22 protein-coding genes are annotated in these 25,697 nt (G+C 61.0%); 10 read left to right on the top strand and 12 right to left on the bottom strand.

Annotated elements, in window-relative coordinates:
* Positions 1-5 precede the first annotated feature (5 nt).
* On the bottom strand, positions 6-1,523 hold the full coding sequence (locus ACR0KM_RS04445) for a trimethylamine methyltransferase family protein (RefSeq protein WP_480857833.1): 1,518 nt from the start codon (positions 1,521-1,523) through the stop codon (positions 6-8).
* Between the two features lie 184 nt (positions 1,524-1,707).
* Here ACR0KM_RS04445 and ACR0KM_RS04450 point away from each other — a divergent pair, with 184 nt between their 5' ends.
* On the top strand, positions 1,708-4,143 hold the full coding sequence (locus ACR0KM_RS04450; protein WP_480857834.1) for a GcvT family protein: 2,436 nt from the start codon (positions 1,708-1,710) through the stop codon (positions 4,141-4,143).
* On the opposite strand, the gene ACR0KM_RS04455 is transcribed toward ACR0KM_RS04450, so the two are convergent.
* Entirely contained in the window at positions 4,110-5,063 is a 954-nt protein-coding gene (locus ACR0KM_RS04455; protein WP_480857836.1) for a GlxA family transcriptional regulator, read from the bottom strand. The genes ACR0KM_RS04450 and ACR0KM_RS04455 overlap by 34 nt on opposite strands.
* A gap of 97 nt (positions 5,064-5,160) precedes the next feature.
* Between ACR0KM_RS04455 and ACR0KM_RS04460 the strand changes: the two genes are divergently transcribed.
* The 3 genes from ACR0KM_RS04460 to ACR0KM_RS04470 are packed head-to-tail and all read left to right on the top strand — an operon-like array spanning position 5,161 to position 9,122.
* Positions 5,161-6,321 (top strand): acyl-CoA dehydrogenase family protein, encoded by a 1,161-nt coding sequence (locus ACR0KM_RS04460; RefSeq protein ID WP_480857838.1) that lies wholly within the window; start codon positions 5,161-5,163, stop codon positions 6,319-6,321.
* Positions 6,321-8,339: an acetate--CoA ligase family protein gene (locus tag ACR0KM_RS04465; protein WP_480857840.1), complete on the top strand. Its 2,019-nt coding sequence runs from the start codon at positions 6,321-6,323 to the stop codon at positions 8,337-8,339. Before ACR0KM_RS04460 ends, ACR0KM_RS04465 begins: the two co-directional genes overlap by 1 nt.
* Positions 8,340-8,342: 3 nt before the next feature.
* Complete coding sequence (locus ACR0KM_RS04470) at positions 8,343-9,122, top strand: carnitinyl-CoA dehydratase (protein ID WP_480857841.1); 780 nt, start codon at positions 8,343-8,345, stop codon at positions 9,120-9,122.
* A gap of 6 nt (positions 9,123-9,128) precedes the next feature.
* Here ACR0KM_RS04470 and ACR0KM_RS04475 read toward each other — a convergent pair whose 3' ends face one another.
* The 5 genes from ACR0KM_RS04475 to ACR0KM_RS04495 are packed head-to-tail and all read right to left on the bottom strand — an operon-like array spanning position 9,129 to position 13,940.
* Positions 9,129-10,592 (bottom strand): aldehyde dehydrogenase, encoded by a 1,464-nt coding sequence (locus tag ACR0KM_RS04475; RefSeq protein WP_480820717.1) that lies wholly within the window; start codon positions 10,590-10,592, stop codon positions 9,129-9,131.
* A 20-nt stretch (positions 10,593-10,612) separates the two neighbouring features.
* Positions 10,613-11,650: an LLM class flavin-dependent oxidoreductase gene (locus ACR0KM_RS04480; protein ID WP_480857843.1), complete on the bottom strand. Its 1,038-nt coding sequence runs from the start codon at positions 11,648-11,650 to the stop codon at positions 10,613-10,615.
* Complete coding sequence (locus ACR0KM_RS04485; protein ID WP_480857845.1) at positions 11,647-12,570, bottom strand: flavin reductase; 924 nt, start codon at positions 12,568-12,570, stop codon at positions 11,647-11,649. Before ACR0KM_RS04485 ends, ACR0KM_RS04480 begins: the two co-directional genes overlap by 4 nt.
* Positions 12,557-13,366 (bottom strand): alpha/beta fold hydrolase, encoded by an 810-nt coding sequence (locus ACR0KM_RS04490; RefSeq protein ID WP_480857847.1) that lies wholly within the window; start codon positions 13,364-13,366, stop codon positions 12,557-12,559. Before ACR0KM_RS04490 ends, ACR0KM_RS04485 begins: the two co-directional genes overlap by 14 nt.
* Positions 13,338-13,940 carry an amino acid synthesis family protein gene (locus tag ACR0KM_RS04495; RefSeq protein WP_480820709.1) on the bottom strand — a complete coding sequence of 201 codons (603 nt, stop codon included), beginning with the start codon at positions 13,938-13,940 and terminating at the stop codon, positions 13,338-13,340. The genes ACR0KM_RS04490 and ACR0KM_RS04495 overlap by 29 nt, the downstream gene beginning before the upstream one ends.
* Positions 13,941-14,043: 103 nt before the next feature.
* On the opposite strand from ACR0KM_RS04495, the gene ACR0KM_RS04500 reads away from it, so the two are divergent.
* The 6 genes from ACR0KM_RS04500 to ACR0KM_RS04525 all read left to right on the top strand — a co-directional run bounded on the left by ACR0KM_RS04500 (position 14,044) and on the right by ACR0KM_RS04525 (position 21,665).
* Entirely contained in the window at positions 14,044-14,724 is a 681-nt protein-coding gene (locus ACR0KM_RS04500; RefSeq protein ID WP_480820707.1) for a GntR family transcriptional regulator, read from the top strand.
* A 231-nt stretch (positions 14,725-14,955) separates the two neighbouring features.
* The gene (locus ACR0KM_RS04505) at positions 14,956-17,031 is read left to right on the top strand and encodes a hydantoinase/oxoprolinase family protein (RefSeq protein ID WP_480857849.1); all 2,076 of its coding nucleotides are present in this window, start codon (positions 14,956-14,958) and stop codon (positions 17,029-17,031) included.
* The gene (locus ACR0KM_RS04510; protein ID WP_480857851.1) at positions 17,028-18,677 is read left to right on the top strand and encodes a hydantoinase B/oxoprolinase family protein; all 1,650 of its coding nucleotides are present in this window, start codon (positions 17,028-17,030) and stop codon (positions 18,675-18,677) included. The genes ACR0KM_RS04505 and ACR0KM_RS04510 overlap by 4 nt, the downstream gene beginning before the upstream one ends.
* Positions 18,674-19,756 carry a pyridoxal phosphate-dependent aminotransferase gene (locus ACR0KM_RS04515; RefSeq protein ID WP_480857853.1) on the top strand — a complete coding sequence of 361 codons (1,083 nt, stop codon included), beginning with the start codon at positions 18,674-18,676 and terminating at the stop codon, positions 19,754-19,756. Before ACR0KM_RS04510 ends, ACR0KM_RS04515 begins: the two co-directional genes overlap by 4 nt.
* Complete coding sequence (locus ACR0KM_RS04520) at positions 19,753-20,526, top strand: maleate cis-trans isomerase family protein (protein WP_480857855.1); 774 nt, start codon at positions 19,753-19,755, stop codon at positions 20,524-20,526. Before ACR0KM_RS04515 ends, ACR0KM_RS04520 begins: the two co-directional genes overlap by 4 nt.
* Positions 20,527-20,585: 59 nt before the next feature.
* Entirely contained in the window at positions 20,586-21,665 is a 1,080-nt protein-coding gene (locus tag ACR0KM_RS04525; RefSeq protein ID WP_480857857.1) for a PLP-dependent cysteine synthase family protein, read from the top strand.
* Positions 21,666-21,731: 66 nt separating this feature from the next.
* Here the strand turns inward: ACR0KM_RS04525 and ACR0KM_RS04530 are convergent, their stop codons facing one another.
* From ACR0KM_RS04530 to ACR0KM_RS04550, 5 genes are all read right to left on the bottom strand, one after another.
* Entirely contained in the window at positions 21,732-22,145 is a 414-nt protein-coding gene (locus ACR0KM_RS04530) for a VOC family protein (protein WP_480857859.1), read from the bottom strand.
* Positions 22,146-22,533: 388 nt separating this feature from the next.
* Positions 22,534-23,547, bottom strand: coding sequence for a FecCD family ABC transporter permease (locus ACR0KM_RS04535; protein WP_480820693.1), 1,014 nt, complete (start codon positions 23,545-23,547; stop codon positions 22,534-22,536).
* Position 23,548: 1 nt separating this feature from the next.
* The gene (locus tag ACR0KM_RS04540; RefSeq protein ID WP_480857861.1) at positions 23,549-24,496 is read right to left on the bottom strand and encodes an ABC transporter substrate-binding protein; all 948 of its coding nucleotides are present in this window, start codon (positions 24,494-24,496) and stop codon (positions 23,549-23,551) included.
* 16 nt (positions 24,497-24,512) lie between these two features.
* Positions 24,513-25,298, bottom strand: coding sequence for an ABC transporter ATP-binding protein (locus ACR0KM_RS04545; protein ID WP_480857863.1), 786 nt, complete (start codon positions 25,296-25,298; stop codon positions 24,513-24,515).
* Complete coding sequence (locus ACR0KM_RS04550; protein ID WP_480820687.1) at positions 25,295-25,648, bottom strand: DUF1636 family protein; 354 nt, start codon at positions 25,646-25,648, stop codon at positions 25,295-25,297. The genes ACR0KM_RS04545 and ACR0KM_RS04550 overlap by 4 nt, the downstream gene beginning before the upstream one ends.
* Positions 25,649-25,697 lie beyond the last annotated feature (49 nt).

Consider the following 25,697-nt stretch of genomic DNA (forward strand, 5'->3'; position numbering starts at 1 on the left):
ACCGCTCAGAGAATGTTGAACCGTGCCCGGATCGCCTTGTCTTGCTCGGGCGTCAGATAAGTGGGCTGGTGATCACGCAAAATCTCTTGCGCCCTCTGGCGCGCGCGGCTCCACGCATCTTGTGCACCGTTTTCGGCCCAAGTCCGGGGCTCATCCCTGTCGGCGAGGCTGGGATAGAAATAATCCCGCTCCATTGCAGCAAAGGTGTGCTGACCGCCCAGAAAATGCCCCTCGCCCAGAACCGCCTCGCAAATCGCATCAAAGCCAAGGTTTTCCTCGGTCACTTCGATGCCGCGCAGGGTGCGGTAGGTGTTCGAGTGCATCTCGTCATCCAGCACGAACCCCTCAAAACTCACCCCCAGCAAAGACGCCGTCATGCCCGAGCTTTCATAGATCAGGTTCCCCCCCGCCAGCGCCGCCGCCATCGAGGTCAGCCCCTTTTCCATCCCGTATTGCGCATCAATAGCCTTGGCGTCGCTCATCGAACAGGCCACGCCCGAAGTCAGGCCCAGCCAGTTCGACAGCTGCGCCGATGCCGCGTTCAGCACCGCCGTCTCACCGCTGCCGCCGGAAAACGCGCCGGTGCGCAGGTCGATGACCAGCGGCCAGTTCGAGAACACCATGGGAAATCCGGGCTGAATGGCATGGACCATCACCAGACTGGCCAGCGTCTCGGCCAGCGATTGGGCCAGAAACCCCGCCAGCGTCGCGGGCGCGGTCGCCCCCGCCTGCGCAGCGGTGATGCAGGACATCGGAATGTTATGTTCGATGCAGGCGTAGACGACGTCCACGGCATCCTCGCCAAAGCGCATCGGCGAGATGATCGGGCTGATATGCGCCTTCATGAAGGGGCGTTTGGAAAACTCACCAGGCCCGCCCGCCGCTATATCCAGCATTTCGACAATCGGGGCGACATGCTCGGCCACCGTGAATGAGGTCGCGGTGGGTTTGGTGGTGTTCTTCAGCAGCGCATAGACTGTGTTCACATCCAGATCATAGATCTCGGGCACATCGGTCGCGACGCAGCAGCGCGTGAACCAGCTGACATTGGCCAGCACATCCTGAAGCCGCGTGAAATCATGCAAGTCCTTCAGGGTCGACGGGCGATAGACGCCGCTCTCCATGTCCAGCGTCTGAACCGCCGCCCCTCCGGTGCCGAAATGCACGCGGTTGCCACCGACCTCGATCGAGCGGGCCTCGTCGCGGCCATGCAGGACAAAGGTCTTGGCCGCCTGATCGATGGCCTGTTCGACAAGCTGCGGCGGGAAGGTCACCCGGCCCTCGCCGGTGTCGCGCGCGCCAGCAGCCAGCAGATCGGCATGCAGCCTCGGCGGCACCTCACCCATGCCCAGCCGGTCGAGCAGATCAAGTGCGGTCGAATAGATCCGCTCCAGCTCGGCCTCGGTCAGCGGCTTATAGCTGCCCCCCGGCTGCCCCGGAGGACACGGGTCAAGCGCCGGTTTTTCAGCCCGCTGCGCCAGACGGCCCTTTCGACCGGCCCGCTTTCCTTGCCGTGCTGACATGACCATCCTTTCGACCCGCTTGCTGCGGATATTCAAAGGAGCCGCCGCCCCGCGTTCAACGGAAACCGTTTTAGTACGAAATATTATGGATTAGTTTTCGATATTTTGCGCGCACCTATACCTCCTCTTGAGAACCCCAGCCCAAACCGCCCTAATCCCGGAAAACGTGGCGGAGGGTCCCTGCATGAAATCGCGCACCAAGGTGGTCGTCATTGGCGGCGGCATCGCCGGTTGCTCAACGCTGTACCACCTAACCCGCGAAGGGTGGACCGATGTGGTCTTGGTCGAGCGCAACGAATTGACCAGCGGCACCACATGGCATTCCGCCGCGCAGGTGACCAATTTCGGCATGAACCAGACGATGGTTGGGCTCAAGACCCACTCGATCAACCTGTATAAGGAACTGGCCGAGGACCCGGATTACCCGATCAACTACCATCACGGCGACGGCGGTATCCGTCTGGCCAACACACCCGAGCAAATGCAGGGCTATCACCATTTCGCATCCATGGCCCGTGGCATGGACGTGCATTTCGAGGTGATCGACGCCGATGAATGTGCCCGCCGCCACCCGCTGATTTCGACCGAGAACCTGCTGGGCGGGCTCTGGGACCCGCTGGATGGCGACATTGACCCGGCGCAGCTGTGTCAGGCGCTGGCGCGACGTGCGCGCAAGGCCGGGGCCGAGGTCTATCGGAATACACCTGTTACTGCGCTGACCCAGCACAAGGATGATACATGGACCGTGCACACAGAACATGGCGACATTGACTGCGATATCGTGGTGAACGCCTGCGGTTACCGCGTGAACGAGGTCGGCGCGATGATGGGTGTGCATCACCCCGTTGCCTCGATGGAGCATCAGTATTTCCTGACCGAGGAAATCCCCGCGATCCGCGAGGCGGGTCACCGGATGCCCCTGCTGCGTTGCCCGATCAGCGACTATTACTGCCGTCAGGAAAAGAATGGGTTGTTGGTGGGGTTCTACGAACAGGATTGCAAGACTTGGGGGTTGGACGGGATCGATCCGAACTTTGTCAACGCGCTCTGCCCCGATGATCTGGACCGGGTGACTGATGTGTTGGAAGGGGCCTTTGCCCGTATGCCCGCGCTGACGGAGGTCGGCATCCACACCGTCGTCAACGGCCCGATCACCTACACAATCGACGGCGCGCCTCTGGTCGGTCCGATCCCGGGCAAGCGCAACGCCTTTTGCATCATCGGCCTGCGGGCAGGTCTGGGCGAAGGCGGCGGCCACGGCTGGCTGCTGGCCCAGCAGATCGTGCATGGCGAGGCGTGTTATGATACATGGTGCCTCGACCCGCGCCGCTTTACCGGCCATGCGAATGTGGAACTGACCGCGCTGAAAGCCATCGAAGATTATCAGAACGAATTCCGGTTCCACTTCCCCCATGAACACCGCCCTGCGGGCCGACCCGCCAAGACCACCCCGCTGACACCCGTGCTGGCCGCCGAAGGGGCCGAGTTCACCGTCGTGAACGGGTGGGAGCGGGTCGATTACATCAAGCCGTCGCCCGACTTTCACCCCACGCTCAGCTTCAATTTCGACGAGGCCTTCGATCTGGTCGCTGCCGAGGTTCAGAACATCCAGACCAATGTCGGCCTGACAGAAGTGAACGGTTTCAACCGGATCGAAATCACCGGCGCAGACCGGCACAGCTTTCTCGACCGGATGCTCTGCGGTGCCGTAACGAAGCGCGACGGGCGCGTGGGGCTGGGCTATCTGCTGAACCGCCACGGCATGGTGAAGGCCGAGGCGACCATCGCGAACCTGCCCGCCAGCGATCGCGGCCCGGCTCGGGTCTGGTACGGGTCGGCGGCGGCCAGCGAGTATCACGATATGGACTGGTTGCAGGCGCATCTGCGGGAAGGCGAGGATGTGCAGCTGCGATCCCTGACCAACGATCAGACCATTCTGGTTCTGGCTGGCCCCAAGGCGCGCGATGTGCTGTCTGCCTGCGCGCGCGGCGACTGGTCCCGCGACGCGTTCCCATGGCTTTCGGTGCGCGAATGCTTTGTCGGCATCGCCCCGGCCACGGTGTTGAATATCAGTTTCTCGGGTGAGCTGGCCTATGAGATCCACGTCCCCAACGCCTCGCTCTACGCTGCCTATCTTGCGCTGCGCCAGGCCGGAAAGGCGCACGGGCTGAAACTGTTCGGCGCGCGAGCGGTCGACTCGATGCGGATGGAGAAGGGGTTCCTGCATTGGAAAGCCGATCTGTTGACCGAATTCGACCCCTTTGAGACCGGGCTGGATCGGTTTGTGAAGCTGAACAAAGGCGATTTCATTGGTCGTGAGGCGCTGCTGAAACGCCAGTCGGAAGGTCCGCGCAAGCGTCTGGTCGGCCTGAAGCTCGACACCACAAGCGCGCCTGCGCATGGCGGCGCGTCGCTGATGTTGGACGGCAAGGTTGTGGGTACAATCACCTCGGGGGATTGGGGCCACCGCGTCGGGCTGAACCTTGCCTATGCTTTTGTCGAACCGGCCTTCGCGGCCCCTGGCAGTCTGATGCAACTCGATCTGTGCGGGGACATGGTCGGGGCCGAAGTGATTGCCCCTTCGCCCTACGACCCGGAGTTCTCGCGCATGCGCGCGTAAGCCGAGCCGTCGTTGCGGTAGGCGGTCGGGGTCAGCCCGAACTCGACCCTGAATGCTCGGGTCATGGCACTGGCACTCTCATACCCGCAACGACCGGCGATCTCGGCCACCGATTGCCGGGTCTCGGCCGCAAGTTTGCGCGCAAGATTCAACCGCAAGCGACGATAAAGCGCCTGCGGTGTCGTTCCCAATTCCGCCTGCACGCGGGTTTCGATCTTCTTCTGCGAGCAACCCAGCTGCCGGGCAATATCCTTGATCCGTAACGGAGCCTCCAGCGTGTTCTGCATGACGCTCAGCACCCGGTTCACCAGACTGTCGCCCGAGTTCATCGGCAGGGCAGCCGCGCCCGGCTCGCTACGGTTCATCAGCAGATGCGCAACCTCCATGGACAAAAGCGGCCCGTGATCGGCAAGGATCAACGCGGTGGCCAGATCATAAGCCGCCATCGCGCCGGAACAGGTGATCCGGTTACGGTCAATCACGAAGCGTTCCTGCACGGCGTCGACCTCGGGGAAAGCCTCTTCAAAGCGCGACAGCTCATCCCAGTGAATGGTCGCTTGGCAACCCTCTAACAGACCGGCGCAGGCAAGCAGCCAGCTACCGGTATCCAGCCCGGCCAGCTTGGCATGCCGCGTCGCACCCCGGCGCAACGCGCGCAGCGTCTCGGGGACCGCCAGATCAAGAAAACCATAGGACGGCATGACAACCAGCACATCGCCCGTTTCGACCCCCAGCGCCCCATCCGGCGTCACCCGCAACCCGCTGGAGCTTTGCACAGGTGCGCCATCCAGCGCATAGAATCGCCACGCATAAAGCGCCTGTCCCGCCAGTGTGTTCGCGGCGCGCAGCGGCTCGACAAGGCTGGCCAGACAATGGTTCGAGAACCCGTCAAATAGCAGAATGTTATATCTCTGTGTCATCTTTTTCTATTTCTGCATGATACCTGGCGATTACTGCATATCATAAGATCAAACAATCACGTTTCATCGGAAACCAGACAGCAAGGGATCAAACGCCATGCAATTTGGTTTGTCCGAAGAACAGGAAATGATCGTCTCGACCGTTCGCAGCTTTGTCGAGAACGAAATCTACCCGCATGAGGCCGAGGTCGAACGCACAGGTCAGGTCCCGCATGAGCTGGGTGAGCAGATCAAACAGAAATGCATCGATCTGGGTTTTTATGCCTGCAACTTCCCTGAAGAGGTCGGCGGCGCAGGGCTGTCACATCTTGATTTCACCCTGGTCGAGCGTGAACTGGGTCGTGGCTCGATGGCTTTGACGCATTTCTTTGGTCGCCCCCAGAACATCCTGATGGCCTGCAACGACGAACAGCGCGAACGCTACCTGCTGCCCGCCGTGCGCGGCGAAAAGATGGACGCGCTGGCGATGACCGAGCCGGATGCGGGCTCGGATGTGCGGGGTATGAAATGTCAGGCCACCCGCGATGGCGGGGATTGGGTCATCAACGGCTCGAAACACTTCATTTCGGGAGCCGAGCATGCGGATTTCTTTATCGTCTTCATCGCCACCGGCGTGGATGAGACCCCGAAAGGGCCGAAAAAGCGCATCACCACCTTCCTCGTGGATCGCGGCACGCCGGGGTTTGAGGTGCGCGAGGGGTATAACTCGGTCAGCCACAAAGGCTATAAGAACTACATCCTCTATTTCGACAATTGCCGCCTGCCCGATGCGCAGGTTCTGGGCGAGGTCGATGGCGGCTTTGCGGTCATGAACGATTGGCTTTACGCCACCCGCTTGACGGTCGCTGCCTTCTCGGTCGGGCGGGCACGGCGGTGTTTCGACTACGCGCTGAACTATGCCGCAGAACGCAAGCAGTTCGGTCAGCCGATCGGAAAGTTTCAGGGCGTGGGCTTCCAGATCGCCGACATGATCACCGAGATTGATGCCGCCGACTGGCTGACCCTGTCGGCTGCGTGGCGTCTGGATGAAAACCTGCCCTCTAATCGCGAGATCGCCTCGGCCAAGCTCTATGCGTCCGAGATGCTGGCGCGGGTCACCGACACGACGCTACAAATCTTCGGCGGCATGGGCCTGATGGATGACTTCCCGATCGAGCGCTTCTGGCGCGATGCCCGCGTTGAACGCATCTGGGACGGCACCAGTGAAATCCAGCGCCATATCATCAGCCGCGATCTATTGCGTCCGCTGGGTGCCTGATGATCACCAAGGACCTCAGCCGGCTGCTGCGCCCCAAATCCATCGCCGTCGTGGGCGGCGGCGCGTGGTGCCAGCAGGTCATCCTGCAATCCCAACGTATGGGCTATGCGGGCCACATCTGGCCCGTGCATCCCAAGGCCACGGACATCGCAGGTCACATGGCTTATGGCCATCTGGAGGACCTGCCCCAGCCCCCCGACGCAGTGTTCATCGGCATAAACCGCCATGCCACGATTGAGGCAGTTCAGGTGCTGGCCAGCATGGGCGCGGGCGGAGCGGTGTGCTTCGCCTCGGGCTTTTCCGAGGCAGCGGCCGAGGATGACACCGGCCATGATCTTCAGGCGCAGTTGATCGCAGCGGCGGGCGACATGCCCATTCTGGGGCCCAACTGTTATGGGTTCATCAATGCTCTGGACGGTGCATTGCTGTGGCCGGACCAGCACGGGGCGACCCCGGTGGATACCGGTGTTGCGATCCTGACGCAAAGCTCGAATATCTCGATCAACCTGACCATGCAGAAACGCGGCCTGCCGATTGCTTATATGGTGACCTGTGGGAACATGGCGCAGACCAGTCAGGCGCAGATCGCCTCGGCCCTGATCGACGACCCGCGTGTTACGGCTGTTGGCCTTCATATCGAAGGGTTCGGGGATCTGCGCGAATGGGAGGCGCTGGCAGCCAAGGGCCATGCGAAAGGCGTCCCGTTGGTTGCGCTCAAGGTTGGGGCGTCGGAACAGGCGCAGGCGGCAACGGTTTCGCACACGGCTTCGCTGGCGGGTAGTGATGCGGGGGCGCAGGCGCTGCTGGATCGTCTTGGCATCCCGCGCCTGTCCACCCTGCCCGATTTTCTTGAGGCGCTGAAACTGCTGCATTGCTATGGGCCTCTGCCGGGCAGCAACATCGCCTCGATCAGCTGTTCGGGGGGTGAGGCCAGTCTGATCGCGGACATGGCCGTTGGCACAGGGCTAACCTTTCCGCAGCTGAGCGACCATCAAAAGGCGCATCTGCGCGGGGCGTTGGGGCCGATGGTCGCGCTGAATAACCCGCTGGACTACCACACTTACATCTGGCGTGACGAAGAGGCGATGGCACGGGCATGGTCCGGCATGACCGGTGAGAACATCGACCTGACCGTCTCGATTGTCGACTATCCAACCACCGACTCCACAGATTGGACCTGCGCCACGCGCGCGGCCAAGAAGGTGCGCGCGACAACCGGCGCGCGCTTCGCAATATCCGCAACTCTGCCCGAGCTTCTGCCCGAGGACGTTGCCCGCGACCTCATAGCTGGGGGCGTCGTGCCGTTCATGGGATTGCGCGAAACGCTCGCTGCCATTCGTGCGGCGGGAGAGGTGGCCGCGCCTTCAGCGCTTCCCGTCTGTTTGCCCGGTATCGCCGAGGCGCATCGGACTCTGACCGAGGGCGACTCGAAACAGGCGCTGGCCGCCTGTGGGCTACATATCCCGCAGAACCGCACGGTCAGCGGCCCGGATCAGGCCCATGCGACGGCACAAGAGATGGCCGAGCCTTTCGCCATCAAAGGCGTGGGTCTGGCGCATAAATCCGAGCATTCGGCAGTGCGGTTGAATGTTCGGGCATGCGATGTGGCAGAGATCGCCGCCGGGATCGGCACCGATGAAATTCTGATCGAAGAGATGATCACCGGCACTGTCGCCGAACTGCTGGTTGGCGTCATCCGCGACCCGGCCCATGGCTTTGTGCTGACACTGGGCGCGGGCGGCGTGCTGACCGAGGTGCTACGCGACACCGCATCGTTATTGCTGCCCTGCACACCTGATGACATCCGCGCCGCCCTTGGAAGGCTGAAGATCGCGCCGCTGCTGGCAGGCTATCGCGGCCAACCAGCGGCTGACATGGATGCCATCGTGGCCGCAGTCGAAGCCGTACAGGCCTATGTGATGCAGAACGCCGACACGATTGGCGAGGTCGAAATCAACCCGCTCCTGTGCACGCCCGATCGGGCGGTCGCCGTGGATGCCCTTATCAGAAAGGCCTGAGATATGGACCCGATCAAAACCCGCCGCGAAGGGGCGATCCTTGAGGTGACGCTGGACCGGCCCAAGGCCAATGCCATTGATCTGGCCACCAGCAGGATCATGGGCCAAGTCTTTGCCGATTTCCGCGACGACCCCGACTTGCGCGTCTGCATCCTGACCGGCGCGGGCGAGAAGTTCTTTTGCCCCGGTTGGGACCTGAAAGCCGCAGCCGATGGTGATGCGGTCGATGGTGACTATGGCGTCGGCGGCTTCGGCGGCTTGCAGGAACAGCGCGACATGAACAAGCCCGTCATTGCCGCTGTAAATGGCATCGCCTGCGGTGGCGGGCTGGAGCTTGCACTGTCAGCCGACATGATCCTTGTCGCCGATCACGCAAGTTTTGCGCTCCCCGAAATCCGCTCGGGCACCGTGGCCGATGCCGCCAGTGTCAAGCTGCCTAAGCGTATCCCCTATCATATCGCAATGGAATTACTGCTGACCGGGCGCTGGTTCAATGCCGAAGAGGCCAACCGCTGGGGTTTGGTGAATGAGATCGTTCCGGCCGATCAGCTGATGGATCGCGCGTGGGAATTGGCGCGCCTGCTCGCCTCGGGGCCGCCGCTGGTCTATGCCGCGATAAAGGAGATTGTGCGCGATGCCGAGGACGCCAAGTTTCAGGACACCATGAACCGCATCACCAAACGCCAACTGCGCACCGTCGATGTGCTGTATGCCAGCGAAGACCAGCTGGAAGGGGCCAAGGCCTTTGCCGAAAAGCGCGATCCCGTCTGGAAAGGCAAATAACCCGCCTTAACGCATCACGAACGGGTCCGGGATCGGATCATCGCTGGTGCGCAGCCAGACGGCTTTGACGGTTGTATAGTCCAGCGCGGCCTCGATCCCGCCTTCGCGCCCGTGACCCGACAGGCCATGGCCGCCAAAGGGTGCAATCGGGCTGACCGCGCGGTAGGTGTTCACCCAGACAATTCCCGCCCGAATGGCGCGGATCATGCGATGGGCGCGGGTCAGGTCTCGGGTAAACAGGCCCGAGGCCAGCCCGTATTGCGTGTCGTTAGCGATGGCAATGGCCTCGGCCTCATCGGTGAAACTGACGACCGAAAGCACAGGGCCAAAGAACTCGTTGCTTAAACAGGCGGCGTTCGGGGCGGTGTCGCAATCCAGAATGGTCGGTGCAAAGTAGTAGCCGTCGCGGTCCAAGGCCTGCCCGCCCGTGACCAGTTGCGCCCCCTGCTCGATGGATTGCGCAACCAAAGCCTCAGCCCGGTCGCGCTGGCGCACGGTACACAGTGGGCCGATCTCGGTCTCCATGCGATCCGGTGCACCGATGACAATCGCTTCGGCCTTTTCTTTCAACCGGGCGAGGAACGCATCCTTGATCCCCGCCTGCACCAAAAGGCGCGACCCGGACACGCAGCTTTGCCCGGTCGCGGCAAAAACGCCCGAGACCTGCGCATTCACCGCGCTTTCCAGATCGGCGTCGTCGAACACGATAAAGGGGGATTTGCCACCCAGCTCCAGCGAGGTTGAGGCGAGATTCTCGGCCGAGTTGCGTAAGATATGGCGGGCGGTTTCAGGCCCACCGGTAAAGGCCACATGCGCCACTTTCGGATGACTTGTCAGAGTGGCACCAACCTCGGGACCACCTGTGATGACGCTCAGCACGCCTTTCGGGAAACCGGCCTGATCGAAGATACGGGCGAATTCCAGCATCGGCGCGGGGCCGTCCTCGCTGGCCTTGAGCACCACAGTGCAGCCAGCCGCCAGCGCAGGCCCGATCTTGACCGCAGACAGAAACAGTTGCGAGTTCCACGGCACAACCGCCGCCACAACCCCTACCGGCTCGCGCCGCAGCCAAACTTCCATGTCCGGTTTGTCGATGGGCAGATGCGCGCCTTCGATCTTATCCGCCAGCCCTGCATAATAACGATAATATTCTGCCACATAAGCGATCTGAGCGGTGGTTTCGCGAATGATCTTGCCGGTATCACGGGTCTCAAGCTCAGCCAGACGCGGGGCGGCCTCGGCAATCAGGTCGGCAAGGCGCAATAGCAACTTGCCGCGCGCACTGGCGGTCATCGAGACCCAGTCAGCCGACACAAAAGCATGCTGGGCGGCGTCTACAGCGCGGTTCACATCGTCCGGTGTTGCCTGGGGCATTCGCGCCCATGGGGCGCCCGTCGCCGGGTCGACGCTCTCAAAGTACCGAACAGGGTCTTCGAACTGACCGCCGATATAGTGCTGAAAGCTCTGCATGTTTCCGTCCCTCCGGGTGATCAGGCAAACGCGGGCATCACCTCATTTATGAAACGCTCAAGCGAGGCTTTCTTGCGATCAAACGACATAGAGCTGTCGATCCAGAACGCATATTCATCATAGCCCAACGCCTCATACCCTTTCAGCCGCCGGATCACCTGATCAGAGGTGCCGATCACCAGGTCCCGCGCCATAGCCTCGGGGCTGTAGAACGGATGAGCGGCGATTTCGTCGTCGCTGAGTGGTTCGATCAGGCCCTGCGAAATGTCACGCTGATTCATAAACCATGCCCCGAAATAGCAATAAAATCGGTTGAGTTCCTCGGCACCCAGCCGGGCGTCTTCTTCGCTGTCGGCAACGTAAGTATGCTGCAGCAACATGATCTTCGGGCGTGGTTTGTCAGCGTATTTCGCGCATGCCGCGTTGAACTTGTCCATCAGATCCGAGATTTCTGCATCACCCTTCCACAAGGGCGTTACCTGCACGTTGCACCCCTCGGCCACCGCAAATTCATGGCTGTTGGGATCACGCGCCGCGATCCAGATCGGCGGACCCTCGGGCCGCAACGGAAGCGGGGCCGAGGTGGTTTTGGGGAACTGAAAGAACTCACCCTCATGTTCGTAATCCCCCTGCCACAGCGCCTTCACCGCCGGCACGATCTCGCGCATGCGCTGACCGGCTTCCCAGGCATCCATACCGGGCATCAGACGCTCATATTCAAAGGAATAGGCGCCGCGGGCGATGCCGACCTCAAGCCGCCCGTCGGTGATGATATCGGTCATCGCGGCTTCACCCGCCAGCCGGATCGGATGCCAGAACGGCGCGATCACTGTTCCGGTCCCCAGCCTGACATGGCCGGTATGGCGCGCCACGTCTACAAGGCTTAGAAACGGGTTCGGGGCGATGGTGAAGTTCATACCGTGGTGTTCGCCCGTCCAGATCGCGTGCATGCCGCCATGATCAGCGATTTTGCACAGCTCGATGAACTCGTCATAAATCTGCTTCTGGTCCTCATCCGCAGAAATACGCTCCATATGTGCAAACAGCGAGAACTTCATCGCTCAACCCCCTGATGGACAGGGCGTATTGTGCCGCTGTCCCGATTGCCAAAATACGTCCCGAAGTTCCCCATCCGGCTTTCCGACGCGAAACGCTGCAGCATCACGCGCACCACGGGATCGGCCAGATCGTCCAGCGTCTGCGCGTTGAGATCGTAGAACGCGCCCTGTTCGGGCTCATCGCAGCTGGCCTGACACAGGAATGAGATATGCTGGGTTTCGCGCATCTCATCCTCGTAGACAGAGTAGATAAAGCCCGGATCAGCCTCGGCCCCGCTGGCTTTGATCAACCTCCGCAATGCGGTTGATGCACCATCTTTGCCAACCTTGGCCTCGGGCAGCATCAGTGTGCCATTTGCCTCCCTGACCAACAGCACCCTGCCCTGATGCGTGATCAGGGCCGAGACGATCAGGTTTGCCCGGCTGTTCAGCGCCTCTGCTTCGGCCGCTGGGGTGACATATGCACCGCGGGCGTAGCCGAGACCGGGATGTGTGCTATTTTCAAACGCTTCGACCTTGCCCATCAGGATCAGGTGATCGCCTGCCTCGACGGTCCTGAACATCGAACAATCAAACCATGCCGACACGCCTTCGAAGATCGGCGCGCCATGTGGCCCCGGCCGCCAGTTGACCACTGCGAACCGGTCCTCGACCGGGCGCGCGAACGTGGTGGAGACCTCGGTTTGCGCTTCGGACAGCACGTTGATGGCAAACCCCTGCGTGGCGGCGAAGGCCGCATAGTTGCGCGAGCTGTTGGCAAGGCAGACCAGCACCAAAGGCGGATCGAGCGACACGGATGTGAACGAATTGGCCGTAAAGCCCAGCGGCGCGCCTTCGTCGTCATGCGTCGTCACCACGGTGACACCGGTCATGAAAGCTCTGAACGCGCTGCGCAACTCGCGCGGATCAAACTGGGTCATGGCCTGCCTCCCACGTTAGCCAATCTTGCAAGGCCACGTTTACCTGATCGGACGCGGTCAGATTGACCAGATGCCGGTGCCCTTCGATGATCACCGATTGCCCGTGTACGACGGCTGCCGCCATCTGCTGCGCCATCGCGGGGGTCGAATTCAGATCCCCATCCCCAGTGATCGCAAGAAACGGGCAAGTGATCGCAGACAACTGGTCGGCATAGGTGCGATCTCCGCGCGCGAAAGCCCCATAGGCGGTTGCGTAACCCGCCAGATTGACCTCAGACAGCCAGCCTTCGACTGATCGGCGGGCGGCCTTTTCGGTTGGATTATCGCCAAACCAGCGGTTCAACGGGGTCTCCAGATCAAAACACCCGCACCTTATTTCATCGGCGCGCGCTTCGACCGCGGCGCGCGCCGCGGGTCGGCGGCAATATACCCCATTAAGCAAAGCAACTCGGATGACAGCCTCAGGATAGGTGACCGCAAAACCCGTCGCCACAAGCGCACCCATGGAATGGCCCACAAGGCTGACGCGTCCCAACTCCAAAGCCTCTAAAGCAGCGTGCAACCAATCGACAAAGACCGGAAGCTGCGCGCCCTCGGGCAAGGGCGTCGATCCGCCATGCCCGGGCATGTCCAACGCGATGACGCGATGCGTCCGCGACAGTACCTCAAGCTGCGGACCCCACGCCGCCGATTGCATCCCGACCCCGTGAACAAGCACCACAGGTTCACCCTGCCCCGCTACGCGATAGCTAAGCGCACCGTAGGGTTCAGACAGCTGCAGGGTTGTCAACGTCATGGCCCAGCTCTTTCAGGTCCTGATAACGATCACCGATCCGGTGGTGCGGACGACCCCCAACCGAGGCACCCAAGGCGATCACGATCTCATCCGGAGCGGGCGCATCGGCGATTGACAGCTGAATGGTCAGATAATGGCTGCGCCGACCGCCATCATTCTTGTCCATCAGCGGTATTTGCAGCGGTGCATTGGCTGGCCCGCGCGTATTGGTGAAGGCGAGATAGGATTTCGCACCCACCGCCTCACGGTAATAGTTGCCGAACCGCAGCGTGTGGATGAGGGCCGAGGCATGCTCGACCTCACCATTCACACCCACGATGGCGGATTTGCCATAGCCTTCGACTTTGTCACCGCCACCTGCGGCGTCCAGAACCATGCCAGTTAACAACTGCCCGAGTCCGGGCGCACAATCGCGGATTTCTGGCCCGAGGTCCTCGACAAAGCCCCGCCCTGCCCAAGGGTTTCCGATCACGGCCACGGCGGCAATCATCCTCAGCGGCTGTGGGGCCGCCTTGCCACCTTCGATCAGGGTATCCTCAACATGAAGAAGCGTTTTGCGGATTTCGGCTGGCATGGCTGCACCTGACGGCTCGATTCTCTGTCTGATTTATGGTATACCATAATATCATAAGTCAATCCCGTTGCACCGGAACGCCCGCATTGTTATGACCGCAACCATGACGACGCCCCCGCTGTCCAGAATTGAACAACCGCCCATGACCCTGCGGGACATGGTGCAGGACCGCATGCGGGACGCGATCATCGAAGGGCATTTCAAGCCCGGAGAGCGGCTGGTCGAGCGACCCTTATGCGATCAGCTTGGGGTCAGCCGCACGGTGGTGCGCGAGACGATCCGCTATCTTGAGGCCGAGGGGCTGGTGGAAATCTTGCCCGGGCGCGGACCGATTGTGGCGCGCATGAGCTGGGATGATGCGCGGCAAATCTATGAAATCCGCCGGATGCTGGAAACTGCTGCTGCCCGCAAATGTGCACAGAACATTACGCCTGCGCGCGCCGACCGGTTGCGCGCGGCTCTGGCGCAGCTCAAGCAGGAGTTTGCCCAGAAAACTCCCGGCGGGCTGTTTCGCGCAACCGCCGGTTTCTACTCTGAGATATTCGAAGGTGCGGGCGATCATGTAGCATGGGAAATCGTGCAACGCCTCAACGGTCGGATCAGCCGGTTGCGCATGATGACCCTGTCCTCGACCCGGCGCAGCCGACCGGGGCCGGAACACATGCAGGCGATCTGCGATGCCATAGCATCGGGCGATGCGGCGCTGGCTGCAAAAGCGGTCGAGGATCATCTGGACGATACCTCGGCCATCGCTGAGAGGCTGTTGGCCGAGCAGGCGCCCTAGACGCGAAAAGAATGATTGACGCAGGCGGGTTCGGTGTCTCAGTATTCCGGGCAGCCAGCAGAGAAAGGCAACGGGTGTGCTGATCGAACCGATCCAGGCAATGACGCGCCGCCAGACCGGATGTGATCTGGTCGTCTGACCCCGCTTTGCGCGGCACGCGCCTGAGCCGCCTTCGGGCCAGACAAACCTTCCCTGACTGTTAACCCAATGCCTCAAACCTGCGGATTGCGCATGGCCACCGACATCGGTGGCACCTTCACCGACACCGTGTTGGTGAATGAAGCCTCTGAGATCATTGCGACCACGAAAACACCCACCACCCCGCAGCAACCAGCCATCGGCGCTGCCGACGGGGCGCAAAGGGTGCTGGCCAAAGCCGGTGCGGGCTGGGATCAGATCGGTGGCTTTATCCATGGCACCACACTGGCCACCAACGCCCTGATCGAGCGGCGCGGCGCGGCCACCGCAACGATCACGACCCAAGGATTTCGCGATATCCTCGAGATCGCTTACGAGCGGCGCTATAGCCAGTATCAGTTGAATCTGGTCAAACCAGACCTGATCGTCCCGCGCACCCATGCCCTGACCATTGGCGGACGCATGGATGCGCAGGGTCGCGAGTTGCAGCCGCTGGACGAGGCGCAGGTCACAGATCTGGCACAGGCGCTGAGGAAGCTGCAGGTCGAAGCGGTCGCGATTTGCCTGCTGCATGCATATGCAAACCCCGCACACGAGCTACGCCTGAAGGCGCTATTGGCCGCGCAGCTGCCCGAACTTGTCATCTCTCTCAGCCACGAGGTCAGCCCCGAAGCGCGCGAATTTGACCGGCTCTGCACCACCATCGCAAATGCCTATATCCAACCACTGATGGCCGGGTATCTGACGGATTTCGAGGCCCGCTTTACCCGGATGGGTCTGACCTGCCCTATCCTGATGATGACCGCAGGTGGCGGGATGACTACGCTGGAAACCGCCGCCCGCCTGCCCATCCGCCTGGTTGAGTCCGGGCCCGCCGGAGGGGCCATTCTGGCCGCGCGCATCGCGCAGGAGGTGGGAGAGTCTCAGGTGTTATCCTTTGATATGGGCGGTACCACGGCCAAGCTGTGCCTGATCGACGATTTCCGCCCACAAACTGCGCGAAAGTTCGAAATCGCGCGGGCCGAGAGGTTTATCAAAGGTTCGGGCATGCCCGTCCGCATCCCGGTCATAGAGATGATCGAGATCGGCGCGGGTGGCGGTTCCATCGCGCGTGTCGACCGGCTGGGTCGCGTGCAGATCGGCCCAGAAAGCGCGGGCTCTGATCCCGGCCCTGCCGCGTTTGGCCAAGGCGGCCAGTATCCTACTGTGACCGATGCCGATATTGCACAGGGCCTGATCGACCCCGCGCGCTTTGCGGAAGGACGGCTGACTGTCGACGCAGACGCCGCTTTGGCGGCTCTGGCCCGCGATGTCGGGCAGCCGCTGGCGCTTGAGGCCTACAGGGCGGCATTTGCCGTGAGCGAGATCGTCGATGAAAGCATGGCCAGCGCCGGGCGTATGCATGCGGTTGAATCCGGCAAGGACCTGAAGCCGCGCGTGATGATCGCCTTTGGTGGAAACGGCCCCCTGCACGCGACCCGCTTGGCACGCCGGGCAGGGATGGAGCGCATTCTGATCCCACGCGATCCCGGCGTAGGATCGGCGGTCGGGTTCCTGTTCGCGCCGGTCTCGTATGAGATCATTCGGTCCCGCTATGCACGGTTCGAGACACTGGACCTAGACGGGCTGAACAGCTTTCTCGATGCGATGCAGCAAGAGGCGGAAACCGTTGTGCGCGCCGGCGCTCCGACCGGGGCGTTGACCGGACGGCGCGTGGCGTTCATGCGCTACCACGGTCAGGGGCATGAGATCGAAATCGATCTGCCAGACAAGGCTTTGACCATCGAAGACTTGCCCACCCTGAGGGCTGCGTTCGAGGTCGAATACAGTCGTCAGTTCAGCCGCACCGTCCCGGGGATGGAGATCGAAATCCTCAACTGGGGCCTTTCTGTCAGTTCGGTCGCACCGGCGTTGCGATCCGGCGCAGAGGCACCTGCCAGCACGCGAAAACATGCGCAGAGCGCGCGAAATATCCTGTGCGACGTCACCTCTGACTGGCGCAAGGCGGGGGTGTTCGACCGCAACGATCTGTCCGCCGGAGACACCATCGACGGCCCCGCCCTGATCATCGAGGCCCAGACCACAACCTTCGTCAGCGCCGATTTCAGCGCCATGATCGACGCACATGGCAACATTTGGCTGACCCGCAAGAAAGAGGCACGCTCATGACACCCACAGATACCCGCCTTCAAGTCATGTGGAACCGGCTGCTAGCCGTGGTCGAGGAACAAGGACAGGCCCTGATCCGCGCCGCCTTCAGCCCGATTGTCCGCGAATGCGGCGATATCTCAGCCGGGATTTTCGACGCAAAGGGTCGCATGCTGGCACAGGCCGTGACCGGGACGCCGGGGCATATCAACACCATGGCCGAAGCGGTAAAAACCCTGCGCAGCCGCTTTCCGGTAGCGCAGATGCGGCCCGGCGATATCTACATGACCAATGACCCTTGGATCGCCTCGGGGCATCTGAATGATTTCCTTCTGATGATGCCGGTCTTTTATCGCGATGAGGTGATCGGCTTTACCTCCTGCACTTCGCATCTGGTCGATCTGGGTGGGCTGGGCATGGGACCAGAAGGCAGCGACATCTATGACGAGGGGCTGCTGCTCCCGCCCTGCAAACTGGTCAGCGGGGGCGCGGTCAACGCGCTTTTGCTGGAGATCGTCAAAGCCAATTCACGCGAACCTATTGCCAACGAAGGCGATATCTATGCCCTGATCGCCTGTTGCGAGGCAGGGGCGACGCGGTTGGTGCAGATGATGGAGGAGTTCAGCCTTACCGACCTGCACGTGCTCTCGGACTACATCATCGAAACCTCGCGCCGCGGAACGGTCGAGGCCATTGCGGCCCTGCCCAAAGGCACTTGGCGGCATATGCTGAAGGTTGACGGCTATGACGAGCAGATCGAACTGCACGCGGCACTGACTATCGCGGACGACCATCTGCTGCTGGATTTCGACGGCACCGCCGGTTGCGTGGGCAAAGGGATCAACGTGCCACTGAACTATGCCACCGCCTATTCGGTCTTCGCCCTGCGGTGCGTGATCGGTGCGGATATCCCGAACAATGCAGGCTCGCTTGGGCCCTTCCGTGTGACAGCTCCTGCGGGATGCATACTGAACGCCCAAGCCCCTGCCCCGGTGGCGATGCGGCATACGCTGGGGCAAATGACGCCTGATCTTGTCTATGGCTGCCTGTCACAAGCTTTGCCCGATCAGGTCCCGGCCGAGGGCGCGTCCTGTATGTACGACCTTCCGCTGCGCCACGCGGCCGAGGCGCAGGACAAGGGCGACGACCTGTTCGCACTGGAGCTGGTCTTCAACGGCGGCACAGGCGCGCGGCCTGCGCTGGATGGGCTGTCAGCCACCGCATTCCCCAGCGGCGTTTGGGGCAGCCAGATCGAGACAACCGAGGCGGTTGCCCCGGTCCTGTTCCATCGCCGCGAGTTGCGGCCCGACTCAGGCGGACCGGGCCGGTTCCGGGGCGGGTTGGGGCAACGCATCGAACTCAGCGCATCAAAAGATCAGGACCTGATGCTGTTTCTGTCGGTCGAGAGGGTCCTGAACCCCGCCAAAGGGCGCGCAGGCGGGCACAGCGGCGCCCCGGGGCGCATTCGTATCGGAGCCGAGGGGCAGGATCTTTCGGGCAAGGGCGAATATCGGATAAGACCCTCGGAAACGCTGATCTTCGAAACCCCCGGCGGGGGTGGGTTTGGCCCACCGTCCCAGCGCCACGACGAAGATCTGCAGCGCGATGTGCAGGCCGGGCTTGTCAGCGAAGACGCAGCACAGACCCTCTACCGGGGTCAGACATGAGCTATCCGAACCCCCATATCGCTCGCATGGCACCTTATGCCCTGGCCAGTCTGGATGTCCCGGATGGGCAACGGCTGGTCTCGCTGTCCCAGAATGAAAGCCTGCGTCCACCGAGCCCAAAGGCCGTTGCTGCAGCAGCCGGGGTGCTGACACACGGCATGCTCTATCCCGATCCAGACTGGATGGACCTGCGTCATGCATTGGCAGACCGACACGGATTGGAGGCCCAGAATATCCTCTGCGGTAGCGGGTCTCTTGACCTGATCAACTGCATCGCGCGGGTCTATGCGAGCCCGGACCGCGCCGTCCTGGCCCCGGCCCATGCCTATCCGTTCTTCCGCACCGCCGCGCAGATGGCCAACGCGCGGCTCGACACCGCGCCCGAGGCGAATGCAGTCGTCAGCGTCGATGCCTTGCTGGACGCCGTACAACCCGATACGGGACTTGTCTTTCTGGCAAACCCCGGAAATCCGACCGGAACCCGGATCGGTATGTCTGAGCTGCTACGCCTGAGGGAGGGGCTGCGCGCTGACATTCTGTTGATCATCGATGAAGCCTATGGCGAATTTGCCGACCACCTGAACGAGCGGTGTTTCGACATGGTCGGCCCCGGCAACACAGCCATCCTGCGCACCTTCTCGAAAGCCTACGGTCTGGCGGGGTTTCGCGTCGGCTGGGGCTATTTTCCGAGCGCAGTCACGACCGAACTGCGCAAAGTACTGAACCCCAACGGCGTTTCGGCCCCGGCGCAGGCGGCAGCAACCGCAGCCGTCGCCGATGACGCCTATATGCGCGAGACCTGCGCGCAGACGGTGCGTTTGCGTCATTGGGCCGCAACCGAACTGACTCAAGCCGGTTGGAGTATCTTCCCAAGCTTCACCAACTTCCTTCTGATCGATATGGACCGCCCGGACCTTGCGCAGCGTGTAGACAAACACCTTAAGCAACAGGGCATCTTTCTGCGTCCTCAGACCGGGGCCGGGTTGCCGCATGCCTTGCGCATGACAATCGGTCCGTCGCCGGACCTTCAGGCCGCTGTTAAGGCGCTCATCCATTGGAAGCAGGAGAACCCGGAATGAAGACCTCTCGCGGACGCGCCCGGTTCGGGATTCTGGTGCCGTTTACCAATACCAACCTTGAACCCGACATGGCCCTGATGCGCCCTGATGGCGTATCGATGCACTTCGCCCGGATGGGCGGTTATGACGAACACGAAATCCCCGATGAAAGCCAGATGCAGGGCCTTGGCGACACGGACCTCGAAGGGCCTCTCCAGCTTTTGATGGGCGTCCGGCCCGATGTAGTTATCTATGGCTGCACCTCAGCGACACTGACCCACGGGCCAGAGTTCGACCGCGCCCTGTCCACGCGGATCAGCACCAGCTGCGGTGCCCATACGGTGACCGCTGCGGGAGCGATCACGAGGGCCCTGACCGCGCTTGGCGTGAGGCGGATCGGCTTTGCTTCGCCCTATGTGCCCGCCATCAACGACATGGCGGTTGCGTTCCTCGCGGCAGAGGGCGTCGAAACCGTTCGAAGGTCAGAGGTTTCAGAGACGCTTGGAAACCAAGGGCAAGGTGCGCTAAGCCCGGACGCGGTCTTTGAACTTGGCCTGAATGCCGACCATCCAGAGGCCGAGGCGATTGTCTTATCGTGCACCGATATGCGCAGTGTCGAAACGCTGGACCGGCTGGAGGCAACTGTCGGGAAGCCGGTGATAAGCTCGAATCAAGCTCTCCTGTTTGCGGCGCTTTGTGCGCTAGAGCATCCCGAGCCCGTAGAAGGCTTCGGGCGTTTGCTGGCAATGCCGCGCGGGCATTGTTTTGCCGGACAGCACAGTATCGACTAGGGTGGTTATAACTCGGTCCAGTATTCCACACCGCCTGAAGGACGATACAGGAGGAACCTATGGCAGATCCAAAGCTTAGAACGACCCAAGGCAACGGACGTCTATTCGATAATGTTCTGGATACGATCGGAAACACGCCGGTTATTCGTATCAATAATCTGGGGCCCAAAGGCGTCACCCTTTTTATCAAATTCGAAGCCTTCAACCCGGCGGGCTCGGTCAAGGACCGGCTGGCGGTCAATATCATTGAGGCTGCAGAACGCAGCGGCGCGCTGAAACCGGGGCAAACCGTGGTCGAGGCAACCAGTGGGAATACCGGCATCGGGCTCGCCATGGTTTGCGCCCAGAAAGGCTATCCTCTGGTTGTGACCATGGCCGACAGTTTTTCGGTCGAGCGTCGGCGTCTTATGCGGATGCTTGGGGCGAAGGTGATCCTTACGCCGCGTTCGGAAAAAGGGTTTGGCATGTACCGCAAAGCCGCCGAACTGGCCCAAGCGCATGGCTGGTTGCTGGCACGGCAATTCGAAACAGAGGCGAACGCAGATATCCACGCCGCCACCACCGCGCAGGAGATTCTAAGCGACTTTAGCGGTCAGCGACTGGATTACCTAGTGACTGGTTACGGTACCGGCGGCACCGTGACCGGCGTTGCCCGTGTCCTGCGCAAAGAGCGGCCTGAGACGAAAATCATCCTCTCAGAGCCTGCGAATGCGCAGTTGATCGGCAGCAAAATTGCCACGGAACGCGGGGCGGACGGTGCGCCACTTGCCAGCCACCCGGCATTTGAACCCCACCCGATCCAAGGCTGGACTCCAGACTTCATCCCCGCCGTTTTGCAGGAAGCAATCGACAATGCCTATTTCGACGCACTGATCCCGGTGGCTGGTTCAAAAGGTGTTGAATGGGCCAGAGCACTGGCCAGCAAAGAAGGTATCCTGACCGGTATTTCCGGGGGTTCCACCTTTGCCATCGCCATCGAGATTGCCGAACGGGCCGAACCCGGTGCGCATATTCTGTGCATGTTGCCCGATACCGGCGAACGATACCTGAGCACACCGTTGTTCGAAGGAATAGCCGAAGAAATGACCGAGGAAGAAATCGCAATCTCGAACTCGACCCCTGGCTATCAAATGTCCTGAGGCAAGCCTTGCTTGCGGGTATGTTCGCGGTCGGTGCGGCGTTTAAATCAGCCCGAAGAAGGATCGCTATACAGCCTGATGGACCTCGATAATGTTACCTTCAGGGTCGTGAAAAAAGATCTGATGCCATTCTTTGGCAAAGGCGGTCCCATAATCGGAATACGGAATTCCATTGGCTTCGAGCACAGTCTTGAAGGCTGCGATATCATCTGTCCGAAACGCGATATGGCCGCGCTCGACCGGGTTGATCGCTTCACCATGTTTAAAGGCCAGATCCAGATTCCGCTCGGCTAGGTGCATCTGCATCGCACCATCCGTGGCGAAACGAATTTTGCCATCATAACCCTTCTCATCCGTGGCCTCCGGGCGTGGAAAGTTCTCGATAGGAATGTTTTCCAGGCCCAGCACGTCTGTATAAAAACGATGCAATCGTTCGATATCGTCCGAGACATAGTTGATGTGATGGAATTCGAGTTTCATAGCAGTAGCTTCCACTTGACTTTCAGGGGAAAGAAACCCGATGAACCCTTCTCTGGCAACCCTCAGGCTGGCAAGTGTAGTAACACCGAAGCTTCATCATGCTGGCCAAGTCTGGATCACAGCATAGTGTAGAATTGCCGAAGGTTCAGGGCATCCGGTTCGCGCCGGAGATGTGGAATGGCAAATGCCGCCTGAGCCGTTGCGTCCCCTCTTGTTCCGGAACCCCGCCTATATGGCCTTGAACACAAGTTCGAACATCTGCGCGAATTGGGGTGCAATCAGTCCATCTTAGCGTGGCGGCGTCTCAATGCGTCGAACCGTGCGCATTGCCTGCTGGGCTGTTGCGGGCGTCTGGTCGCCGCACGACAGGTCTCAGGTGCTGAACCGTTTAACGCCGGGTGCGCGCGGTTCTGAATAGCAGCAGAAACACGAAAACCGATCCGATTGAGGTGGTGACAATGCCCACCGGCAATTCCTGTGGCGCCAGCAGCAATCTGCTGAGGATATCTGACCCTGTCAGCAAGGCTGCTCCCACGATCGCGGCAGTCGGCAGCAAATGGCGATGCAAGGGCCCGGCAATGCCGCGTGCGATATGGGGCACCATCAAGCCGACAAAACCGATCACCCCGGCGACCGAAACAAAAACAGCCGTCGCAAGCGCAGCAACGAAGAACATGCTGAATCGCAGACCCTGCACCGGGACACCCAGAGTGCTTGCTGTCAGATCTCCAGTCAGCAATGCATCAAGCCAACGGCTGCGATAAAGCGAATAGCTTAAGATCAAAAGCAGGCCCACACACACCAACGGGAAGGTTTCCCATCGGGCCAGGCCCAGCCCACCGAGCATCCAGAAGATCACCGAATGCGCGGCCCGGTTGTCGCCGGCAAAGATCAGGTAATTGGTGATGGCCGAAAACAGAAATGATACCGCAAGCCCCGCCAAGATCAGCTTTTCTGGTGCACTGGTTTTCAACCCATGCACCAGCGCCAAAACGATCCCCGAGGCGACAAGACCGCCGCAGAACGCGGCGAGCGGCAACGTCCAGAACCCCAGAATATCTCCGGTAACGGTGATTACGAATACCGCGCCTGCTGCCGCGCCCGAGGACAGACCAAACAGGAAGGGGTCGGCCAGATCGTTGCGCGTTGTCGTTTGCAGCACCACGCCAACTATCCCAAGCCCTGCACCAATCACTGCCGCAAACAAGGCGCGTGGCAGACGCAGGTCAAAGACAATGCGGTGCATCGGAGACATCTCGCCACCCACCAACCCGGTGCCAAGCAGCACAGCCTCGACCGTTTCGGAGACCGGAATCGAAGTCGTGCCATAGATGGTCGACACCAGCAAAAGGGCGGTCAGAACGACCGCCCCCAGCAACAGCGTGAGGCCCAATCGGCCCATATCAGTTGAGGCCTGGATGCATGGCCTCGGCCATTTTCGAAATTGCCGCGATATTAGCGGGTCCGGGGGTCAGCTCCTCATAGCGAAGACCAATCCAGCGCTGGTTCTTGACCGCGTCGGTTTGCGACATCACCGGATGTTCCTGCAGGAATTTGAAGGTATCCGCCGCGCCATTGCCGGTCTGATAGTCGAGCAGCACAAGGAATTCGGGGTTCGAAGCGGCAACCGTCTCCCACGAGGTACGACCCCAGCTCGTGTCCATGTCATGGGTGACATTCTGACCGCCTGCCGCCGCAATCATCGCGTCGGGGATCGCGAATTTACCCGCTGTAAACGGCGCATCCGCCGGACCATCCAGCAGGAAGACACGCGGCTTGGCCAGATCGGCAGTCTTGGCCTTGATCGCCGAGAGCTCATCTTTCCAGCCAGAAACCAGCGCCTCGGCTTTGTCTTCGACCTGCATGACCTTGCCAAGTCGCAGGACGTCGTCGAACAGCAGGTTCATGCTGGCTTCGGGGCGGTCTTTATCCAGATGCACGCAGCTTTCGGTCAGGATCATGGTCTTGATCCCGAACGGTTCCAGCGTGTCAGGCGTGACATCACCGCCGGGCTTCATGCCATAATACCAACCCGCGAAATACAAATCCGGCTCGACCGCCACAAGGGTCTCGACGGTCGGGTATTTCGGTGCCAGCTCGGGGATGTCGCCGCGTAATGTATCGAACTCAGGGCTTGTCTTGTACCAGCCGGTGATACCGGTCAGCCCGACGATCCTGTCCTGCAAACCCAGGGCGAAAGCCATGTCGGTCATGTTCATGTCATGCACAACCAGACGCTCGGGGGGCGCATCAAAGACCAGCGGTTCGCCGCAATTGTCGACGGTTATCCCTTGCGCGGCAGCGCCGCTTGCCATTGCGGTGATAAACACCGCGGGCCAGATTGGTTTCACGAATAATCTCCTGAGTTTAAGTGGGAACTGTTGTTCTTCGGATGTCCAGTACCGGAATGACGCGCCCTTCGTGGTGAAAACACAGATAGTCGACACCAAAGGTTTCGCGCACCCGCTCTCCGGTTAGCACCTCATCAACCGGGCCAAAGCCCGTCAGCCGCGTGGATTTCATCAACGCGACATGGGTCGCGAATTCGGGGATCATGACCAGATCATGCACGATCATGACCACCGTAATCCCCAGATCCGCAACCAGAGACAGCATGCGCCCTTTCGCATCGGGGTCCAGATGGTTCGTCGGCTCGTCCAGAAACAGAAGCGACGGGTTCTGGGCCAGCGCGCGCGCGATGTGAGCCCGCTGTCGCTCACCACCGGAAAGCTGCGCCATCCGCTTTTGCGCAAGAGGCGCGAGGCCAGTCAGATTCAGAATCCGGTCCAGCTCTTGCTGGTGCGCACGTGCCGAGCGGTCGGCAAGGATCGGTATCTGGCCCAGAGCCACGTAATCGCGAAGCGACAAACGCCCATCTGGCATCTCTTGCTGGCCGACCACGGCGATAACACGCGCGCGTTCGTTGGCTGAGAACTGCTTGAGGCTTCGCCCATTGATCAGAACATCGCCCAGAGACAGCCCTTCGGCACCGCAAAGCAGATTGAGCAAGGTGGTTTTACCCGCGCCGTTCGGGCCAGCAATCGCCAGAATCGAGCCTTCGGTCAGCTCAAAACTGACATTCTGCAGCAGCACATCGCCATTTAGCGCATAGTATTCGAGGTTCGAGGCAACAAGGAACGGCTGGGGTGTCATAGCGGTACCTGCTGACCAATCGGCGGCATCCGCGATAGGGTCTTAGCGGATAGTGCACCGGGCCGCTCGGTCGCTTTGGTCCAGCCATTCGCGCTTTGTTGGTACTGAAGGGCAAACTCGGCCAATGCGTCAATCTCGGCCGGGGTCTGGATATCACCAAACAGATATTGCGCCTTGCCTACAGCCTGAAAGCCCACAGTCGTCGGGTGCGCACACCCGGCCATGCAATCAACGCCGCGGATCGCAAAGCCCTCGGGCAAGCGGGGTGCAAGGGACTCTTGTATTGCCGACAAGGTCTGCGCGCCGGAACAGGTGGCGCAGATCAGCACAAAATGATCAGGAGTCTTCACACACGCGCCCTCTGCCTCTGCCCAGATGCATCGGGAAGGTGCCAAATAT

The organism is Ruegeria sp. G10, assembly GCF_056533645.1.

Bases quoted from the DNA above. Each gene is read 5' to 3' on its own strand.
- ACR0KM_RS04445 (WP_480857833.1), bottom strand. From the start codon at position 1,523: ATGTCAGCACGGCAAGGAAAGCGGGCCGGTCGAAAGGGCCGTCTGGCG.
- ACR0KM_RS04450 (WP_480857834.1), top strand. From the start codon at position 1,708: ATGAAATCGCGCACCAAGGTGGTCGTCATTGGCGGCGGCATCGCCGGT.
- ACR0KM_RS04455 (WP_480857836.1), bottom strand. From the start codon at position 5,063: ATGACACAGAGATATAACATTCTGCTATTTGACGGGTTCTCGAACCAT.
- ACR0KM_RS04460 (WP_480857838.1), top strand. From the start codon at position 5,161: ATGCAATTTGGTTTGTCCGAAGAACAGGAAATGATCGTCTCGACCGTT.
- ACR0KM_RS04465 (WP_480857840.1), top strand. From the start codon at position 6,321: ATGATCACCAAGGACCTCAGCCGGCTGCTGCGCCCCAAATCCATCGCC.
- ACR0KM_RS04470 (WP_480857841.1), top strand. From the start codon at position 8,343: ATGGACCCGATCAAAACCCGCCGCGAAGGGGCGATCCTTGAGGTGACG.
- ACR0KM_RS04475 (WP_480820717.1), bottom strand. From the start codon at position 10,592: ATGCAGAGCTTTCAGCACTATATCGGCGGTCAGTTCGAAGACCCTGTT.
- ACR0KM_RS04480 (WP_480857843.1), bottom strand. From the start codon at position 11,650: ATGAAGTTCTCGCTGTTTGCACATATGGAGCGTATTTCTGCGGATGAG.
- ACR0KM_RS04485 (WP_480857845.1), bottom strand. From the start codon at position 12,570: ATGACCCAGTTTGATCCGCGCGAGTTGCGCAGCGCGTTCAGAGCTTTC.
- ACR0KM_RS04490 (WP_480857847.1), bottom strand. From the start codon at position 13,366: ATGACGTTGACAACCCTGCAGCTGTCTGAACCCTACGGTGCGCTTAGC.
- ACR0KM_RS04495 (WP_480820709.1), bottom strand. From the start codon at position 13,940: ATGCCAGCCGAAATCCGCAAAACGCTTCTTCATGTTGAGGATACCCTG.
- ACR0KM_RS04500 (WP_480820707.1), top strand. From the start codon at position 14,044: ATGACGACGCCCCCGCTGTCCAGAATTGAACAACCGCCCATGACCCTG.
- ACR0KM_RS04505 (WP_480857849.1), top strand. From the start codon at position 14,956: ATGGCCACCGACATCGGTGGCACCTTCACCGACACCGTGTTGGTGAAT.
- ACR0KM_RS04510 (WP_480857851.1), top strand. From the start codon at position 17,028: ATGACACCCACAGATACCCGCCTTCAAGTCATGTGGAACCGGCTGCTA.
- ACR0KM_RS04515 (WP_480857853.1), top strand. From the start codon at position 18,674: ATGAGCTATCCGAACCCCCATATCGCTCGCATGGCACCTTATGCCCTG.
- ACR0KM_RS04520 (WP_480857855.1), top strand. From the start codon at position 19,753: ATGAAGACCTCTCGCGGACGCGCCCGGTTCGGGATTCTGGTGCCGTTT.
- ACR0KM_RS04525 (WP_480857857.1), top strand. From the start codon at position 20,586: ATGGCAGATCCAAAGCTTAGAACGACCCAAGGCAACGGACGTCTATTC.
- ACR0KM_RS04530 (WP_480857859.1), bottom strand. From the start codon at position 22,145: ATGAAACTCGAATTCCATCACATCAACTATGTCTCGGACGATATCGAA.
- ACR0KM_RS04535 (WP_480820693.1), bottom strand. From the start codon at position 23,547: ATGGGCCGATTGGGCCTCACGCTGTTGCTGGGGGCGGTCGTTCTGACC.
- ACR0KM_RS04545 (WP_480857863.1), bottom strand. From the start codon at position 25,298: ATGACACCCCAGCCGTTCCTTGTTGCCTCGAACCTCGAATACTATGCG.